Raw genomic sequence first — 17,723 nt, forward strand, 5'->3', positions numbered from 1 at the left:
TCAGTACATCCCGGGGTCGACCTTGTGGCCGAACTCGTGGGCGCCGAACATCTGCAGCGCGCGCTCGGGGTCGTTGGCCGCGTGCACCCGACCCGCGTGGGCGTCGCGCCAGGCGCGCTGGAGGTAGGTGCCCTCGGTCAGGGCACGACCGCCGGACGCCTCGAAGAGCGCGTCGATCGCCTCGATGGCGCGCTGGCTGCCGATGACCTGGTCGCGGCGGACCTTCAGACGGGTGCCGAGCGGGATCTTCTCCCCCTTGGCGACGTAGTCCTGCTCCTCACGGATGTTGTTGACCAGCAGGGCCCAGGCGGCGTCGATCTCCGAGGAGGCGCGGGCGATGCGGACCATGGCGAAGGGGTCCTTGGAGGCCTTCTCGCCGAGGTAGGCCGCGCGGCTGCGCTTCTGCTGCATCTCGATGTGGTCGGCGTAGGCGCCCATCGCCATCCCGATGATCGGCGTGGTGATGGTGCCGGTGAAGATCGAGTGGAAGGGCAGCTTGTAGAGGTCGGAGGTGTTCTGCTCCTGGCCCGGGCCCTTGCACTGCCCGGTCTCACCCATGCTCAGCGTGAAGGCCTCGGGGATGAACACGTCCTCGACGAGGATGTCGTTGGAGCCGGTGCCGCTCAGGCCGACCATGTGCCAGACGTCGATGATCGTGTACTTGTCGCGTGGCACCATGAAGGTCTTGAAGTCGATGACGTTGCCGTCCGCGTTGAAGACCAGGCCGCCGAGCAGCACCCACGAGCAGTGGTCGCAGCCGGAGGAGAAGCTCCACTTGCCCGAGAGGATGTAGCCACCCTCGGTCACGGTCGCCTTGCCGGTCGGTGCGTAGGACGAGCTCAGGCGCGTGTTGGTGTCCTCGCCCCAGACCGCCTGCTGCGCCTCGTCGGCGAACAGTGCCACCTGCCAGGGGTGGACGCCCACGACGCTGGAGACCCAGCCAGTCGACCCGCAGGCGCTCGCGATGTCGCGCACCGCGGTGTAGAAGGTGATCGGGTCGGCCTCGTGGCCGTCGAACCGCTTCGGCTGGAGCAGCTTGAAGAAGCCGGTCTCCTCGAGCTCCTTGATGTTGGACTCCGGGACGACGCGCAGACGCTCGGTCTCGTCAGCGCGGTCACGGAACGTGGGGAGCAGATCACGAACACCGTCGAGCACAGCCTGGGACATCTCGATCTCCTGTCATGGTGGGACGACCCCAATACTAGAACACGTTCTTGTTTTGGGCCATATCCAGGGGCCTGCGCAACTTATGCAGTTCTCGATGCGGTGGGGGGTATGGGCCTGACCAGGGCTCCTCCACGCCGGACCCAGCGACCACGCTCACCCGTTGGCGGCGGCCTTGTCGGCCTCGGCACGCAGCATCAGCGCGATGTCGATGAGCTGGTCCTCCTGGCCGCCGATCAGCTTGCGGCGACCGGCCTCGAGCAGGATCTTGGCGCCGGAGACGTCGTAGCGCTCGGCGGCGTTGCCGGCGTGCTTGAGGAAGGAGGAGTAGACACCGGCGTAGCCCATCATCAGCGTCATCCGGTCGAGCTGGCACTCCTCGGGCATGGCCGGCCGGATGACGTCCTCGGAGGCGTCGACGATGGTGAGGAAGTCGATGCCGGTCTTCCAGCCGAGCTTGTCGCAGACGCCGACGAAGGCCTCGAGCGGGGTGTTGCCGGCGCCCGCGCCGAAGCGGCGCACGGAGCCGTCGATCTGGGTCGCGCCGGCGCGGGCGGCGATGACGGTGTTGGCGACACCGAGGCCGAGGTTCTCGTGGCCGTGGAAGCCCACCGTGGCCTCGTGGCCGATCTCGGCGACGACCGCGGCGACCCGGTCGGCGGTCTGCTCCATGACGAGCGCGCCGGCGGAGTCGACGACGTAGACGCACTGGCAACCCGCGTCCACCATGATCCGAGCCTGCGCAGCGAGGACCTCGGGCGGCTGGGTGTGGCTCATCATCAGGAAGCCGACGGTCTCCAGGCCCAGCTCGCGGGCCAGCCCGAAGTGCTGGATCGAGACGTCGGCCTCGGTGCAGTGCGTGGCGACGCGACAGATCTGGCCGCCGTTGTCCTGCGCGGCGCGGATGTCGTCCTTGGTGCCGAGTCCGGGCAGCATCAGGAAGGCGATCTTGGCGCGCTTGGCGGTCTCGGCCGCGATCTTGATGAGCTCCTGCTCCGGGGTGCGGGAGAAGCCGTAGTTGAACGACGACCCTCCGAGCCCGTCGCCGTGGGTCACCTCGATGACCGGCACCCCGGACGCATCGAGCGCCTCGACGATGTCGTGCACCTCGGTCGCGGTGAACTGGTGCCGCTTGTGGTGCGAGCCGTCGCGCAGGCAGGTGTCGGTCAGCCGCAGGTCGAGGTCGCCCCACGGCTCGGTGCCGTGGGTGCCGGACCAGGTGCGGGACAGGGCGTTGAGGTCGCTCATGCGACACCTCCAAGGACGGAGCGGGCGATGTTCTGGCCGACCTGCGTGGCCGCGGCGGTCATGATGTCGAGGTTGCCGGCGTAGGGCGGCAGGAAGTCACCGGCGCCCTCGACCTCCACGAAGACCGAGACCTTGGTCTGGCCCTGGGTGGCGGCCGACGGCTCGTCGATCTGGGGTTCCTGGAGGAGCCGGTAGCCCGGGACGTACTCCTGGACCGCCTTCTCCATCGCGAAGACCGAGGCGATGATCGCGTCGCGGTCGGCGTCGGGCGAGACCGCGCAGTAGATCGTGTCGCGCATGATCATCGGCGGCTCGGCGGGGTTGAGGATGATGATCGCCTTGCCGCGCTCGGCTCCCCCGATGGACATGACGCCCGTGGACGTCGTGCGGGTGAACTCGTCGATGTTGGCGCGCGTGCCGGGGCCGGCGGACATCGACGAGACCGAGGCCACGATCTCGGCGTAGGACACCCCGCCGGAGGCCTGAGTGGCGCGCGAGACGGCCGCCACCATCGGGATCGTGGCCTGACCGCCGCAGGTGATCATGTTGACGTTCCACGCGGACACGTGCTCCTCGCCGTTGACCGGCGGGATGACGGCAGGCCCGACAGCGGCGGGCGTCAGGTCGATCGCCCGGATGCCGGCCTCCTCGTAGCGCGGGGCGTACTCGCGGTGCACGTAGGCCGAGGTCGCCTCGAAGATCAGGTCCGGCAGCACGTCCTGCTTGAGCAGCCAGTCGACGCCCTCGTGGGAGGCCTCGAGGCCCTTGTCGGCCGCGAGACGCAGCCCCTCGGAGGAGGGGTCGACGCCGATCATCCAGCGCGGCTCGATGACGTCCGACCGGAGCAGCTTGTAGAGCAGGTCGGTGCCGATGTTGCCGGGCCCGACGATCGCGGCGGTCAGCTTGGTCCTGTGCGTGCTGGTCATGGGTCTACTCCTCGAACTGGGCGACCAACGGGGCGAACCCGCTGATGGACGCCTCCACCCGGTCACCCGGAGCGAAGGGGACGAACGGGCCGAGGGCCCCGGACAGGATCAGGTGGCCGGCCCGCAGCGGGTCACCGAAGCGGAACGCCTGCACGGCGAGCCAGCGCAGCGCCTCGAGGGGGTCACCGAGGCACGCGGCGCCGGTGCCGCTGGAGCGCTCCTCGCCGTTGATCGTCAGTGACATCACGACGTCGACGGGCGAGACCTCGTCGAGCGTGCGTCCCTCGCTGCCGACGACGTAGAGCCCGCTGGAGGCGTTGTCGGCCACCGTGTCGGTGAAGCCGATCGCCCAGTCGGCGATCCGCGAGTCGACGATCTCCAGCGCCGGGAGCGCGACGTCGACCGCGGCGCGCACCAGCTCGAGGGTGATCTCCTCCTCGGTCCCCGGCGCGATGTCACGAGCGAGCACGAACGCGACCTCGGCCTCGACCCGCGGCTGGAGCAGCCGCGCCATCGAGATCGGCTCGTCATTGCTGACGTCCATCTCGTCGAGGAGGTAGCCGAAGTCGGGCTGGTCGACGCCGAGCTGGCGCTGCACGGCCTCGGAGGTGGCCCCGATCTTGCGGCCGACCACGGTGGCGCCCGTCGCGAGGCGACGCTGCACCAACCCCTGCTGCACGGCGTACGCCGCCGGCAGGTCGTCGGTGCCGATGAGGTCGCGCACGGGGGCGCACGGGGTGCGGGTCTCGAGCGCGTCCGCCAGCCGATCCACAGCGGCCGAGACGGCGTCCTGATGAGTCACGGACGTCATACTAGAACCTGTTACAGTTTCGTGCCATGAGCACCCCTCTGCCTGAGTCGGTGGACGTGGTCGTGGTCGGCGCCGGTGGCGCCGGCATGACCGCAGCGCTGGCCTCCCGCAAGCACGGCCTGGACACCATCCTCGTCGAGAAGAGCGCCTACTTCGGTGGATCGACCGCGCGGAGCGGCGGAGGTGTGTGGATGCCGGGCAACTACGCGCTCCAGTCCGCCGGCCAGGCCGACGCGCTGGAGGAGTCGAAGCGCTACCTCGACTCCATCGTCGGCGACGTCGTGCCCAAGGTCCGCCGCGACACCTACCTCGAGCGCGGCGCCGAGGTCATGGACTTCATCCGCGACAGCACCCCGGTGCGCTTCACCTGGGTCCCGGACTACGCCGACTACCACCCCGAGGCGCCGGGCGGACGACTCAAGGGCCGCTCGGTCGAGCCGATCCCGCTGGACGCGAGCTTCCTCGGCGACGAGCTCAAGCGGCTGCACCCGCAGTACACGAAGGCCCCGGCCAACATGATCGTCACCCAGGCCGACTTCCGGAAGATCAGCCTCGGCATGCGCACGATCAAGGGCCCGATCACGATGGTCAAGGTGCTCCTCAACCGGATCATCGCCGGGCTCCGCGGGCGCCGCATGTTCGCGATGGGCAACGCGATCGCCATCGGCCTGCGCCAGGGCCTCGTCGACGCCGGTGTCCCGGTCCACTACGAGACCGAGCTGAAGGACCTCGTCATCGAGGACGGCCGGGTCGTCGGCGTGCGCGTGCTGCGCGACGGCGAGGAGCACGTCGTACGAGCGCGGCGCGGCGTGATCCTCGGCAGCGGAGGGTTCGAGCGCAACCTCGAGATGCGGGAGAAGTACCAGCCGCAGCCGACCAGCATCGACTGGACCACCGGCTCGGAGTTCAACACCGGTGGCGGCATCCTGGCCGGCATCGGCGCCGGCGCCGAGACCGACCTGCTCGACGACGCCTGGTGGGGTCCCACCATCCCGCTGCCGTCGGGTCCGTGGTTCTGCCTGGCCGAGCGCAACCTGCCCGGCTCGATCATCGTCAATCAGGCCGGCCAGCGCTACATGAACGAGGCTCTGCCCTACGTCGAGGCCGTGCACGAGATCTACCGCGGTGAGGAGACCGGCGTCGGTCACGTGCCGAGCTGGATGATCATCGACCAGCGCTACCGCAACCGCTACCTCTTCGCCGGCCTGATGCCGCGCCAGCCCTTCCCGGGCCGTTGGTACAAGCTCGGCACCATCCGGAGGGCCGACTCCATCGAGGCGTTGGCCGCCGAGATCGAGGTCCCGGCCGACGCGCTGACCACCACCGTCGAGCGCTTCAACGGCTTCGCCCGCTCCGGCACCGACGAGGACTTCCACCGCGGCGAGTCGGGCTACGACAAGTACTACTCCGACCCCACGGTCAAGCCCAACCCGTCGCTGCACACCATCGACCAGGGCCCGTTCTACGCCGTCAAGATCGTCCCCGGCGACCTCGGCACGAAGGGCGGCCTGGTCACCGACGAGCGCGCCCGGGTGCTGCGGCCGGACGGCTCGGTCATCGGCGGCCTCTACGCCGCCGGCAACGTGTCGTCGGCCGTCATGGGCAACACCTACGCCGGCCCCGGCGCCACCATCGGCCCCGCGCTGGCCTTCGGCTACCTCGCCGCCGAGGACATCGCCGCGACTCCCGTCCCGTCCCCCTCGCTGGTCGAGCCGGTCGAGAGCCGGGAGACCGCCTGATGCCCATCGACGCCTCCGTCGCGATCGGCGCCGAGATCGGTGAGCGGAGTTTCACCTGGTCACCCAGCGACGTGCTGCTCTACCACCTCGGCATCGGCGCGGGCTCCCGTGCCGGCGACAACCTCAGCGCCGACGCCCTGCGCTACACCCTCGACGGCCCGGCGCTCCAGGTGCTGCCGTCCTTCGGCGTCGTCGCGCCGAACTTCCACGAGACCGACCCGCCCCCGCTCGACCTGCCCGGCTGCGACATCAACCTCGCCCAGGTCGTGCACGGCTCGCAGTCGATCACGGTCAACGGCCCGCTGCCGACCTCCGGCGAGGCGACGATCCGGGTGCGCATCAGCGACGTCTGGGACAAGGGCACGGCCGCGGTCATCTGGCAGGAGGGCGTCGCCACGGCGCCGTCCGGCGAGCAGCTGTGGACGGTCCGCTCGTCGATCTTCGTCAAGGGCGAGGGCGGCTGGGGCGGCGACCGCGGGACGTCCGAGAAGGTCGAGCTGCCCGACCGGCCGGCTGACACCGACACGACGTACGACGTGACGCCGCAGCAGGCGCTCCTCTACCGGCTCTGTGGTGACCGCAACCCGCTGCACGCCGACCCCGACTTCGCCAAGGCGGCCGGCTTCCCGGCGCCGATCCTGCACGGGCTGTGCTCCTACGGGATCGTCCTGCGTGAGCTCACCGACGGGCTGCTCGGCGGCGACGCGACCGCGGTCGCAGGCTTCGGTGGCCGCTTCTCCGGCGTGGTCTTCCCCGGCGAGACGATCCGCGTCCAGGGCTGGCGCGAGGACGGCCGGGTCCTCGCCGCGGCGAGCATCGCCGGCGGCGAGCGTGACGGCTCACCGGTCCTCTCCGACGTGGCGCTGACGCTAGCCTGACCGCATGGACCCGGGGCTGCTCGCGCACCTCGAGCCGCAGGTAGGTCCGGCATCGGCGGCGGACCTCGTGGGAGTGCTGCGCGCGCTGGACCGCGGCGCCCGCGACGCCCTCGGTGACGAGGTCGTCGGCCTCCACCTGGTCGGATCCTTCGCGACCGGGGACGCCGACGAGCACAGCGACGTCGACGTCATCGTGGTCACCCGCACCGCGCCGACGCCGGCCGCCGAGGCGGCGCTGACGACCCTGCACGCCCACCTGCCCGACCTGGGTTCCTCGTGGGCGCGCCACCTCGAGGGCAGCTATGCACCGGCGCCCGACCTGGCCAACCCCACGACCGTCGGGCGCCGCTGGCTCCACGTCGACCACGGCAGCCGCGTCCTGGAGCGCTCGGCGCACGACAACACCGCCCACACGCGGTGGGTGCTCCGCGAGCGCGCCCTCACCGTCAGCGGGACGCCCGCCCTCGACCTGCTCCCCCGGGTCTCGCGCGGGATGCTCTTCGCGGAGGCGGTCGGGGAGGCTCGCCAGCGCGCGGCCGCCGTCGAGGACCACCCGGCGTCGCTGGGCAACGCCGGGCGACAGCCCTCCCTGGTCCTGACGATGTGCCGGATCCTCTACACGGCCCGCGAGGGCGCCGTGGTCGGCAAGGAGCCCGCCGCACGCTGGGCCCTGGCGATCCTGCCCGCGCAGTGGCACGACCTCGTGCTCGCCGCGGTGGCCGACCGGTCCGACCCGTGGGGACGCGTGCACCGCGAGGCCGACCCCGATCGCGCGCTGCGCACCCGCGCCTTCGTCTGGGACGTGCTCGCCCTGGTGAGCGCCAGCCGATGATCCGCAACGGCTGGGTGGCACCCACTAGGTTGTAGCCCGTGACGATCCTGGGCACGCCGCTGAGCGAGACCGCCACCCGAGTGCTGTTGCTGGGCTCGGGAGAGCTCGGCAAGGAGGTGGTCATCGAGCTGCAACGCCTCGGCGTCGAGACCATCGCGGTCGACCGCTACGCCGACGCACCGGCCATGCAGGTCGCCCACCGCAGCCACGTCATCGACATGCTCGACGCGGCCGAGGTGCGCCGCGTCGTCGAGCTGGAGCGGCCGCACTTCGTCGTGCCGGAGATCGAGGCGATCCACACCCCCACGCTCCAGGAGCTCGAGAGCGAGGGCGTGACCGTCATCCCGACCGCCCGGGCGGCCCGGCTGACCATGGACCGCGAGGGCATCCGCCGCCTCGCCGCCGAGGACCTCGGCCTGCCCACCTCGCCCTACCGCTTCGCCGGCACCGCCGAGGAGTACGCCGCCGCGGTGGAGGAGATCGGGCTGCCCTGCGTCGTGAAGCCGGTGATGTCCTCCTCGGGCAAGGGCCAGTCGACGCTGCGCACGCCGTCCGACATAGGGCCTGCGTGGGACTACGCCCAGTCCGGCGGCCGCGCCGGCCAGGGTCGCGTGATCGTGGAGGGCTTCGTGCCCTTCGACTACGAGATCACCCTGCTGACGGTCAAGCACGCCTCGACCGACGGCGGCCCCGACGTCATCTCGTTCTGCGACCCGATCGGGCACGTGCAGGTCGACGGCGACTACCGCGAGTCGTGGCAGCCCCAGCCGATGAGCGCCGTCGTCCTCGAGCGCGCGCAGGAGATCGCGGCATCGGTCGTGTCGGAGCTGTGCCAGCCGGCCGGACGCGGCCTCTTCGGGGTCGAGCTCTTCGTGCGCGGCGACGAGGCCATCTTCTCCGAGCTCTCCCCACGCCCCCACGACACCGGCCTGGTCACGCTGGTCTCGCAGGACCTCTCGGAGTTCGCGCTCCACGTGCGCGCGATCCTCGGCCTGCCGATCCCCTCGATCCGCACCCGCGGCGCCTCGGCGTCCTGCGCGGTGCTCCTCGAGGGCGACCAGGTGGCGCCGTCGTTCAGCGGGGTCGACCGTGCGCTCGCCGCCCCCGACACCCAGGTCCGGGTCTTCGGCAAGCCCGCCGTCTCCGGCCGTCGCCGCATGGCGGTCACGCTGGCCCTCGGCGACGACGTCGACGCCGCCCGCACCGCCGCTCGCGACGCGGCCGCCTGCATCACGACGTAGGGGTCGTGCGCCCCCGCAGACGTCGTACGACGAACACGGCGAGCAGGAGCGCCAGCAGGACGTAGACCACGGTGGAGATCTCCCCCATCCGGCCCTCGACGACGTGCCACTGCTCGGCCAGCTGGTAGCCGGCCACGATCAGCCCGGCGTTCCACAGCAGGCTGCCGGCGGTCGTGTAGCCGGCGAACTGCAGCAGCGGCATCCGGTTGACCCCCGCGGGGATGGAGATCAGGCTCCGCACCCCGGGCACGAGCCGGCCGAGGAACACCGCGGCCCGGCCGTGGCGGTCGAACCACGCGATCGCGCGATCGACGTCGCGGGCGTGCACGAGCGGGACCCGGTCGGCGATCGCGCACAGCCGCCGAGCACCCAGCACCGCGCCGGCGTAGTAGAGGACCAACGCTCCGACCAGGGACCCCACGGTCGCCCAGATGATGGCCGCGAGGAGCCCGTAGTGGCCCTGGCTGGCGGTGTAGCCGGCCAGCGGGAGGACCGCCTCGGAGGGGACCGGGGGGAAGACCGTCTCGAGCGCGGTCGCGAGGCCCACGCCCGGTGCGCCGATCGTCTTCATGATCCCGACGACCCAGTCGAGCACCGCGTCCATGGTCCTCCTCCCCCTGTGCCGGCACGAGTGGCCACGAAGCCGTCACCCTAGACAGGCGCCCCAAGCGCCGCTGGCGTCGGGGCGGCGCCCACGACCGGAGGGCCCGGGGTCACTGGGTCGCGGACCCCGACGCCCTCCCGACGACGTAGAGCCGCTCCGTGGTCTCGCCCCGGGAGGCCACCGGTCCGCGGACGTACCACTCGACGTCGGTGAGGCCGGCAGCCTGCACGAGGGCCACGACGTCCGCGGGCTCGTGCCCGACGAAGTCCAGCGCGACCTCCTGGTCGAACCACGTGTCGAGGTGTCGCACCGCAGCACCGGCGTGCAGCCCGAGCACGAGCACGCCGCCGGGACGGAGCGGCCGGACCAGCGCCGCGACGGCGTCGGGCAGCTCGGAGCCGGCGAGGTGGATCAGGGAGTACCACGCGAGCACCGCGCCCCAGCCGTCACTGGTGGTCGGGCGCATCAACCGGCGCAGGTCCCCCACCGCGTAGGTCCCGTCGGGGTGCGACCGACGAGCCACCGCCACCATCTCGGGCGCGAGGTCGATCCCCGAGGCCTCGACGCCCAGGTCGGCCAGGTGGGCGGTGACGTGCCCGGGCCCGCACCCGACCTCGACGACCGGGTGGGGCCCGGCGAGGTCCGCCACGTGCTCCAGGAGCCACCGCTCGAACGGCAGGTCGTCGAGCTCGTCAGCCATCGCGGCGGCGTACCCCTCCGCGACCAGCCCGTACGACGAGCGGACCCGCTCGTCGCGCGCCTCACGGCCGTCGGCGATCACCCGCTCCCGGTCGACGGCGGGTGCAGCGGCGGTGGCGCCCGGGGTGGTGTCGACCTCGACGGCGCCGAGCAGGTGGATCCACCGGTTGTCGTGCTGGCCAGGTCGCCGCTCGAGCTCGCGGACCAACGGGCTCGGTCGTGTGGCGAGCCGCTGCAGGACCACCTCGACGGCGCTCTTGTCGGCGAAGGCGTGGAGCCGCTCGGAGCGGGTGCGGAGCTCCCCCGGGGTCTGCGCGCCCCGGAGCAGGAGGACGGTCACGAGCGCGCGCTCGTCATCGGCGAGCGAGAGCTCCTCAGCGAGGGTCTGGTGGTACTTCAACGTCCGGCGCCCGGTGGCGGCCCACACGATGCGGACCAGCCCACGGTCCTTGAGCTCACGCGCGACACGCTCGACGGTGGCCTCGTCGAGGTCGATGATCGGGTCGCGGCTGCTGGTCTGGTTGCACGCCGTGCGCAGCGAGTTGAGCGACAGCGGGTAGGACGCCGGGACCGTGGCCTCCTTCTCCATCAGGCTGCCGAGGAGGCGTTGTTCGGTCGGGTCGAGCACGAGCGGGTCAGCCATGACCCGCACCCTAGTCGGGCCCGTGATGGGGGGCCGTCAGTCGCCGGCTGCGTCCCCGGGCCCCCCGACGCAGCGCAGGGCTGCGTCGCTCAGCGCCGTCCCGGGGTCGACGGCGGCGACCGTGCCGTCGTCGGCGACGATCCGGAGGGAGTCCTGCGCGTCGGCGCTCTCGGTGCGCAGCCAGGTCACGGTCATCTCGTAGGTCGCGGCGAGGTCGTCCATGACGCCAGGGTCCTCGCGGAGCGAGTAGACCTGCGCCGCGCGCTCGCACGGCCCGGCCTGCTGCCCGAACCCCTGTGCGGTGGCCCCGAGGACCAGCGCACCGGCCGCTGCCGCACCGAGCCACACGAGGTTGCCGGCGCGGCGGCGGCGGAGGACGAGGGGCACCAGGAGAGCGAAGGCCAGCCCTGCCCCGAGCAGGAGGAACACGCCGACCACGGTCCCCGACTCGCGGGGTCCATGGGGACCCAGCGTCCGGACTTACCCGACTCTGGGGAGGGGATGCCTCGTCATCGCCGGCTCATCACCACCTTGAGTGCCTTGGTGTCGGCCGCGTTGCCGAAGGTCTCGTAGGCCTCGAGGATCTGGTCGAGGTCGAAGTGGTGCGTCGCGAAACGCTCGGCGTGCAGCTTCTGCTGCGCCACCAGCTTGAGCAGCATCGGGGTCGTCGAGGTGCTGACCAGCCCCATGGTGATCGCGATGTCGGAGATCCAGAGGTCCTGCAGGTTGAGCTGGACCGGTGCTCCGTGGACCCCGACGTTGGCGACCGTGCCGCCCGGACGCACGATCCTGGTGCAGGCGTCGAAGGTCTGCGGGACGCCGACGGCCTCGATCGCCACGTCGACCCCGAGCCCGTCGGTCATGGCCATCACCTGCTCCACCCAGTCCTCGGCGGCGCTGTCGACGGTGTCGCTCGCCCCGAACGCGAGGGCCTGGTCGAGCCGGTTGTGGTCGAGGTCGAGCGCGATCACGCGAGCGGCACCGTAGAGCCCGGCGGTCATCATCGCGGCCAGCCCCACGGGGCCGGCGCCGACGACGGCGACGACGTCTCCGGGCTTGACGCGCCCGTAGCGGACGCCGATCTCGAAGCCGGTGGGCAGGATGTCGGAGAGCATGACGGCCTGCTCGTCGGTGACGCCCTCGGGCACCTGGTAGACCGAGTTGTCGGCGAAGGGCACGCGCACCAGCTCGGCCTGGGTGCCGTCGATGAGGTGACCGAAGATCCAGCCGATGCCGCTGGCACCCTCCTCGGCCAGGCAGTGCGCGTAGAGCCCCTGGTGGCAGTAGGAGCACGAGCCGCAGGCGCTGATGCAGGAGAGGATCACGCGGTCGCCGATCGCGACGGTCGACACGGCCGCACCGGTCTCGACGACGGTGCCGACGCCCTCGTGGCCGAGGATCCGGCCCTCGGCGACCGCGGGAACGTCGCCCTTGAGGATGTGCAGGTCGGTGCCGCAGATCGTGGTGGTGTCGATGCGGACGATGACGTCGGTGGGCTGCTGGATGCTCGGGTCCGGGACGTCGTCCCAGCTCTTGCGACCCGGGCCGTGGTAGACGAGCGCTTTCATGGTGGTCTCCCTCCGCGGAGGGCGGCGGGCCGATGCCCGCGAGAGGCTCCTCCACCGCCGACTCTTCCGTCGTGGGAGATGCCCGAGAAGGGGCCAAGGTCCTGGTCGGCTCAGGCGATCCAGTCGTGCGCGCGGCGGGTGTGGGCCGCCTTCTTCGCGGGATCCATCCGGTCGTAGAGGTTGGCGATCATCCGCGACCGCGGGTTGCCGGCGAAGACGTCGTGGTGGTCGCGCACGAAGGTCCAGTAGAGAGCGTCCCAGTCGTCGCACCACGCGCCCTTGGGCAGGTCCGACATCTTCCTCAGGTAGTTGCTGCCCGACACGTAGGGCTTGGTCGTGATCGCGGCACCGGCGGCGAACTGGCTCATCGCGAAGACGTTGGGCACCATCACCCAGTCGTAGGCGTCGACGAAGAGCTCCATGAACCACTCGTAGGTCGCCTCCGGGTCGGTGCGCAGCAGGCACTGGGCATTGCCCAGGACCATCAGCCGCTCGATGTGGTGGGCGTAGCCCGTGTCCAGGACCCGGCGCAGGACGTGGTCGACCGGGTCGAGGCCGGTCGTCGCGTCCCACCAGCCCTTGCTGAGCGGCCGCGTGTGCTGGAGGTGGTTGCGGCTGCGCATCCGGCGCCCCCACAGGTGGTAGGTCGCGCGCATGTACTCCCGCCACCCGATCACCTGCCGCACGAAGCCCTCGAGGGAGGCCAGCGGCACGTCGTGCTCCTCGGCGTGCTCGAGGGCGCGCGTGAGGACGTGGTGGGGCGAGACGAGCCCGATGTTGAGCCCGGGCGTGAGCAGCGAGTGGAAGACGAAGCCGTGCTGCGCCGAGATCGCGTCCTCGAACGGGCCGAAGTCGACGAGGCGCTGCGCCAGGAACTCGTCGTACGACGCCTCGGCCTCGGCGTGGGAGGTCGGCCAGGCGAAGGTGTCGGCGTTGCCGGGTGCGTCGGGGAACTCACGGGCGACCCAGGCGATCGCCTCCTCCACGGCCGGGTGGCGCTCCGGCGGCGTCACCGTCGGGACGGGGTGGTTCCTGGGCAGCTTCTTGCGGTTGTCCTCGTCGAAGGACCACTTGCCGCCGACCGGGCTGCCGTCGGCCTCGACGAGCACCTCGAGGCGACGGCGCTGCCAGGTGTAGAAGGTCTGCATGCGCGCCGAGGAGCCGGCGAAGTGGTCGGTGAGCTGCTGCCGGGTCGTGAGGAAGTTGGGGGTCTCGAGGACCTCGAGGTCGGGCACGACCCTGTGGAGGTCGCGGGACAGCCAGTCGTCGACGACGTCGAACACGCTCGTGGTCACCGGCGCCAGGTCGGCGAGGAGGGCGCTCAGCTGGTCGTGGCTGGTCCGGTCCGCACTGGTCTCGATCACGTGCACCTCGCGGTCGTGCTCACGGAGCAGGTCGGCGAAGCGGCGCATCGAGGCACGGTGCAGGACGAGCTTCTGGGCATGGAAGCGGTAGTGGCGGAACAGCAGGTCGTGCTCCACCAGCACGAAGGTGGTGCCCGCGGGGGCGTCGAGGTGCTCGCGGAAGAGCTGGTGCGGGAGCACCAGCCGCACGTGTCGCTCCCCCATGCCGCGAGACTAGCCAGGCGCCGGTGACCTGCGCCCTATCCTCGGCGCATGACCCTCCTCGACAGCTGGACCCGTGGCGAGCACACCGGCGAGACCCTGCGCAGCACGACGGCGACGTTCCCGACGTACCGCAAGGGCAGCGGACCCGGCGTCATCGTGATCCACGAGATCCCGGGCCTGACGCCCGAGGTGATCGGCTTCGGCGAGGAGGTCGTGGCGGCCGGCTTCACGGTGGTCATGCCGCACCTCTTCGGAACGCCGGAGCGTCCCCTGGGGGCCGGCTCGCTCGTCTCGGCGATGCGGCAGGTGTGCGTGAGCAAGGAGTTCACCAAGCTGGCTCGCCGGGAGACGTCGCCGGTGGCCGGGTGGCTGCGCAGCCTGGCCCGCGACCTGCACGCCGAGCTCGGCGGACCGGGCGTCGGCGCCCTCGGGATGTGCTTCACCGGGGGCTTCGCGCTGGCCATGATGGTCGACGACGCCGTCGCCGCCCCCGTGCTCTGCCAGCCCTCGGCCCCCTTCCCCGTGGGCAAGGAGCGGGCCGCCGACCTCAACCTCTCGCCCGCCGACCTGTCGACCGTCAAGGCGCGGGCGGCCGGTGGCTGCCAGGTGCTGGGGCTGCAGTACTCCTCCGACGCCGCCACCGGCACCCGTTTCGACACCCTCACCCGTGAGATCGGCGGCGCCTTCATCCGTGTCGAGTTCGAGGGCAAGGGCCACTCGACCGTCACCGCGCACCGGCAGCAGACCGGCGTCGACCGGGTGCTCGCGTTCTTCGCCGAGAAGCTCGCAGGCTGACCGTGCCTCAGCGGCGCGGCTTCGGGCGGCTCGTGGGGGGCGCGGTCCACGGGTCGTCGGGCCAGGCGTGCTTGGGGTAGCGACCCCGGAGCTCCGCGCGCACCTGCGGATAGCCGGTGGTCCAGAAGGACGCGAGGTCGGCGGTGACCGCGGCCGGTCGCCGGGCCGGTGACAGCAGGTGCAGCAGCAGCGGCACCCGCCCGTCGGCCAGCACGGGAGCCGATCGCCAGCCGAAGACCTCCTGGATGCGGACGGCGAGCACGGGCTGGTCGCCGTCGTAGTCCACCCGCACCGACGACCCGCTCGGCACCGCCACCCGCTCCGGCGCCAGCTCGTCGAGGCGACCCGCCTCGGGCCACGGCAGCAGGCGCCGCAGCGCCGAGGTGACGTCGATGCGCCCCACGTCGCGGGTGCCACGGACCCGGGCGAGGTCGGGCCCGAGCCAGGTCTCGACGGTGTCCGTCAGTGCCACGTCCGACACGTCCGGCCAGGGGGCGCCGAGGGCGTGGTGCAGGAAGGCCAGCCGCTGGCGCAGCTCGAGCGCCGAGGGCTTCCACGGCAGCACGGAGAGCCCGTCGCTGAGCAGCCCGTCGCGGACGGCGGTCGCCACGAGGTGCGGGGCCGGGTCGGGGATGGTCACCGACGAGAGCTCGATCGCGCCGAGCGACGTCGTACGGCGGGCGACGACGCTGCCGTCGACCCAGCCCACCCGCTCGGCCTCCTCCCACAGCGCGGAGGCGGCCTCGAGCGCGAGGTCCTCGTCGATCGGTGCCGCCGAGCGGATCGTCGCGTCGCGGCGACCGGCCGGACGGTCGGCGTCCGCCACGGCGAGCCACGTCACTCCCGCCAGCGCGGACTCCCCCGACCGGAAGGCGGCGCCGGTGCCGCCGGTCATGAGGTAGGCCGTGCCACCCTTGCGCAGGCGGGCGACGCGCTCGGGGTGGGCCAGGGCGACGACGAGGCCGACGGCGAGGTCGTCCCCGAGCTTCTCGCTTCCGTTCCTGCTCCTGCGGTCGGCCGGCAGAGCTGCCTCGAGGCGCTTCACCGCCGCGGTCCAGGCTCCGGATTCCGGGCCGCCGCGACGCACCGCCCGCAGCGCGGCGACCAGGTCGGCTCCCGGGGCACGGACGTCCTCGGACAGCAGCGCGACCACCTCGGCTGCCCGTCGGCCACCGACGAGGCGGGCCCCGTCGAGCAGCGCTCGGGCCAGGCGCGGGTCGGCGGCGACGGCGGCGATCGCCCGGCCGCGGTCGGTGACCGAGCCGTCGGGCGTCACCGCGCCGAGGCCCAGGAGCGTGGTGCGGGCAGCGTCCATGGCCGGAGGTGGTGGCGGGTCGAGGAGCGCGAGGCCGTTGCCCTGCGGGCTGCCCCAGCAGGCGAGATCGAGCGCGAAGGCGGTCAGGTCGGCCGTCGCGATCTCCGGCGCGGGGTGGGCCGGCAGGTGGGCGTGCTCGGCCTCCGACCAACAGCGGTGGACCGCGCCGGGGCCTTCTCGCCCGGCACGACCGGCCCGCTGCTCGGCCGACGCGCGGCTCACCCGGACGGTGACCAGCCCCGCGAGGCCGCGACGGTGGTCGGTGCGGGGCTCGCGGGACAGTCCGGCGTCCACGACGATCCGCACCCCGGGCACGGTCAGGGACGACTCCGCGACCGCGGTCGACACGACGACCCGCCGTCGCGGACCGGCGGTGAGGGCGGCGTCCTGCTCGCGGGCCGGCAGCCGGCCGTGGAGCGGCAGGACGTCGGCGTCGAGTCCGGCCAGCCGTCCTACGACGCCACCGACCTCGGCCACCCCCGGCAGGAAGACCAGCGCGTCGCCGTCGTGCGTCTGGAGCGCGCGGCGGGTGGTAGCCGCGACGTGGTCGAGGAAGGCGGGGGTGATGCCGCGGTCGTCGGAGCGCTTGACGCCCGCTGGCAGCGGTGACCAGACCTCCGTGACCGGGTGCAGGGCGCCGGGCACGTCGACGACGGGCACAGACCCGGCCACGTCGTCGCCGGAGTCGCCGAGGAGGGCGGCCGTGCGCTCGGCCTCCACCGTCGCGGACATGGCGACGAGGGGGAGGTCGTCGCGCAGGTGGCGACGTACGTCGACGAGCAGTGCCAGGGTCAGGTCGGTGTCGAGCTGGCGCTCATGGACCTCGTCGAGCACGACCGCACCGACGCCGGTCAGCCCGGGATCACGTTGGAGCCGGCGCAGCAGGATCCCCGTCGTCACGAACTCGATGCGGGTCGTGCTGCTGAGCCGCTGGTCCCCGCGCACCGCATAGCCCACCGTCTCCCCCACCGGCTCCCCCAGCAGGAGGGCCAGACGCCGCGCGGCCGCACGAGCGGCGATCCGACGCGGCTGGGTGACGACCACGCGGCCGTCGACGAGTGCCGCGAGCGCGGGCGGCACCAACGTCGTCTTGCCGGTGCCGGGTGGGGCCATGACGACCGCGGCCCCCCGGCTCGCCACGGCCCGGCGCAGCGCGTCGAGCCCGGAGACGACCGGCAGGACTGGCGGGTCGGCGAGCAACCGCGCGATCGGGTCCTGGGCCACGGCGTCAGCGTCGCACGTCGGTCGTGTGCCGCGCGCAGCGCCACGGGGCACGGTGGTCGAGCAGTGACGGGCGCCAGCGAGAAGTACACGTCGAGACCCCGACTCCGAGACCCCCCACACCACGACACCACCCACCCCCGGGCAGAAGCCACCACCCCCCGACGACCCCCCTCCCGCGGTGATCAAACGACTGACCACCGCCCGACACCCGACCCCCCACCACCCCCGACACCCCCCACCGGCAGTCGAGCAATGTCCAGCGCCAACGAGAAGCGCACGCCGAGACCCCGACTCCGAGACCCCCCACACCACGACACCACCCACCCCCGGGCAGAAGACATCACCCCCGGACGACCCCCCTCCCGCGGTGATCAAACGACTGACCACCGCCCGACACCCGACCCCCCACCACCCCCGACACCCCCCACCGGCAGTCGAGCAATGTCCAGCGCCAACGAGAAGCGCACG

General features: G+C 72.2%; 15 protein-coding genes. 5 read left to right on the top strand and 10 right to left on the bottom strand.

The genetic code is table 11. The features are described from left to right. From hsaA to RMN98_RS12550, 4 genes are all read right to left on the bottom strand, one after another. Positions 1-1,167, bottom strand: a complete 1,167-nt coding sequence (hsaA, locus tag RMN98_RS12535; protein ID WP_309649149.1) for a 3-hydroxy-9,10-secoandrosta-1,3,5(10)-triene-9,17-dione monooxygenase oxygenase subunit — start codon at positions 1,165-1,167, stop codon at positions 1-3. Between the two features lie 153 nt (positions 1,168-1,320). Beyond that, complete coding sequence (gene dmpG / locus RMN98_RS12540) at positions 1,321-2,412, bottom strand: 4-hydroxy-2-oxovalerate aldolase (RefSeq protein ID WP_309649150.1); 1,092 nt, start codon at positions 2,410-2,412, stop codon at positions 1,321-1,323. After that, the gene (locus RMN98_RS12545) at positions 2,409-3,338 is read right to left on the bottom strand and encodes an acetaldehyde dehydrogenase (acetylating) (protein WP_309649151.1); all 930 of its coding nucleotides are present in this window, start codon (positions 3,336-3,338) and stop codon (positions 2,409-2,411) included. Before RMN98_RS12545 ends, dmpG begins: the two co-directional genes overlap by 4 nt. Positions 3,339-3,342: 4 nt before the next feature. Next, positions 3,343-4,149, bottom strand: coding sequence for a fumarylacetoacetate hydrolase family protein (locus RMN98_RS12550; RefSeq protein WP_309649152.1), 807 nt, complete (start codon positions 4,147-4,149; stop codon positions 3,343-3,345). 26 nt (positions 4,150-4,175) lie between these two features. Between RMN98_RS12550 and kstD the strand changes: the two genes are divergently transcribed. From kstD to purT, 4 genes are read left to right on the top strand one after another with little or no spacing between them, the layout of a single operon-like run. Next, positions 4,176-5,888: a 3-oxosteroid 1-dehydrogenase gene (gene kstD, locus RMN98_RS12555; RefSeq protein WP_309649153.1), complete on the top strand. Its 1,713-nt coding sequence runs from the start codon at positions 4,176-4,178 to the stop codon at positions 5,886-5,888. Beyond that, positions 5,888-6,766, top strand: a complete 879-nt coding sequence (locus tag RMN98_RS12560) for a MaoC/PaaZ C-terminal domain-containing protein (protein ID WP_309649154.1) — start codon at positions 5,888-5,890, stop codon at positions 6,764-6,766. Before kstD ends, RMN98_RS12560 begins: the two co-directional genes overlap by 1 nt. A 4-nt stretch (positions 6,767-6,770) precedes the next feature. After that, positions 6,771-7,598 (top strand): aminoglycoside adenylyltransferase domain-containing protein, encoded by an 828-nt coding sequence (locus RMN98_RS12565; RefSeq protein ID WP_309649155.1) that lies wholly within the window; start codon positions 6,771-6,773, stop codon positions 7,596-7,598. Positions 7,599-7,636: 38 nt separating this feature from the next. After that, entirely contained in the window at positions 7,637-8,839 is a 1,203-nt protein-coding gene (purT, locus tag RMN98_RS12570) for a formate-dependent phosphoribosylglycinamide formyltransferase (RefSeq protein ID WP_309649156.1), read from the top strand. Here purT and RMN98_RS12575 read toward each other — a convergent pair. The 5 genes from RMN98_RS12575 to RMN98_RS12595 form a co-directional block, all read right to left on the bottom strand. After that, entirely contained in the window at positions 8,829-9,443 is a 615-nt protein-coding gene (locus RMN98_RS12575) for a DedA family protein (protein ID WP_309649157.1), read from the bottom strand. The genes purT and RMN98_RS12575 overlap by 11 nt on opposite strands. Before the next feature lie 109 nt (positions 9,444-9,552). Beyond that, positions 9,553-10,785 carry a DUF480 domain-containing protein gene (locus RMN98_RS12580; RefSeq protein ID WP_309649158.1) on the bottom strand — a complete coding sequence of 411 codons (1,233 nt, stop codon included), beginning with the start codon at positions 10,783-10,785 and terminating at the stop codon, positions 9,553-9,555. Positions 10,786-10,821: 36 nt separating this feature from the next. After that, on the bottom strand, positions 10,822-11,214 hold the full coding sequence (locus tag RMN98_RS12585) for a hypothetical protein (protein WP_309649159.1): 393 nt from the start codon (positions 11,212-11,214) through the stop codon (positions 10,822-10,824). Between the two features lie 80 nt (positions 11,215-11,294). Further along, a complete protein-coding gene (locus RMN98_RS12590; protein WP_309649160.1) occupies positions 11,295-12,353 on the bottom strand; it encodes a zinc-dependent alcohol dehydrogenase family protein in 1,059 nt (352 codons plus the stop codon). 110 nt (positions 12,354-12,463) lie between these two features. Next, a complete protein-coding gene (locus RMN98_RS12595) occupies positions 12,464-13,921 on the bottom strand; it encodes a cryptochrome/photolyase family protein (protein ID WP_309649161.1) in 1,458 nt (485 codons plus the stop codon). Between the two features lie 48 nt (positions 13,922-13,969). On the opposite strand from RMN98_RS12595, the gene RMN98_RS12600 reads away from it, so the two are divergent. Further along, entirely contained in the window at positions 13,970-14,716 is a 747-nt protein-coding gene (locus RMN98_RS12600) for a dienelactone hydrolase family protein (RefSeq protein WP_309649162.1), read from the top strand. Between the two features lie 7 nt (positions 14,717-14,723). Here the strand turns inward: RMN98_RS12600 and hrpB are convergent, their stop codons facing one another. After that, positions 14,724-17,255 carry an ATP-dependent helicase HrpB gene (gene hrpB, locus RMN98_RS12605; RefSeq protein WP_309649163.1) on the bottom strand — a complete coding sequence of 844 codons (2,532 nt, stop codon included), beginning with the start codon at positions 17,253-17,255 and terminating at the stop codon, positions 14,724-14,726. Positions 17,256-17,723: the final 468 nt, after the last annotated feature.

The organism is Nocardioides sp. (assembly GCF_031397825.1).
GTDB lineage: Bacteria > Actinomycetota > Actinomycetes > Propionibacteriales > Nocardioidaceae > Nocardioides.

Coding starts and splice junctions, on each gene's coding strand:
- RMN98_RS12545 (WP_309649151.1), bottom strand. CDS start 3,338: ATGACCAGCACGCACAGGACCAAGCTGACCGCCGCGATCGTCGGGCCC.
- RMN98_RS12575 (WP_309649157.1), bottom strand. CDS start 9,443: ATGGACGCGGTGCTCGACTGGGTCGTCGGGATCATGAAGACGATCGGC.
- dmpG (WP_309649150.1), bottom strand. CDS start 2,412: ATGAGCGACCTCAACGCCCTGTCCCGCACCTGGTCCGGCACCCACGGC.
- RMN98_RS12560 (WP_309649154.1), top strand. CDS start 5,888: ATGCCCATCGACGCCTCCGTCGCGATCGGCGCCGAGATCGGTGAGCGG.
- RMN98_RS12550 (WP_309649152.1), bottom strand. CDS start 4,149: ATGACGTCCGTGACTCATCAGGACGCCGTCTCGGCCGCTGTGGATCGG.
- RMN98_RS12590 (WP_309649160.1), bottom strand. CDS start 12,353: ATGAAAGCGCTCGTCTACCACGGCCCGGGTCGCAAGAGCTGGGACGAC.
- RMN98_RS12580 (WP_309649158.1), bottom strand. CDS start 10,785: ATGGCTGACCCGCTCGTGCTCGACCCGACCGAACAACGCCTCCTCGGC.
- RMN98_RS12565 (WP_309649155.1), top strand. CDS start 6,771: ATGGACCCGGGGCTGCTCGCGCACCTCGAGCCGCAGGTAGGTCCGGCA.
- RMN98_RS12600 (WP_309649162.1), top strand. CDS start 13,970: ATGACCCTCCTCGACAGCTGGACCCGTGGCGAGCACACCGGCGAGACC.
- RMN98_RS12595 (WP_309649161.1), bottom strand. CDS start 13,921: ATGGGGGAGCGACACGTGCGGCTGGTGCTCCCGCACCAGCTCTTCCGC.
- hsaA (WP_309649149.1), bottom strand. CDS start 1,167: ATGTCCCAGGCTGTGCTCGACGGTGTTCGTGATCTGCTCCCCACGTTC.
- kstD (WP_309649153.1), top strand. CDS start 4,176: ATGAGCACCCCTCTGCCTGAGTCGGTGGACGTGGTCGTGGTCGGCGCC.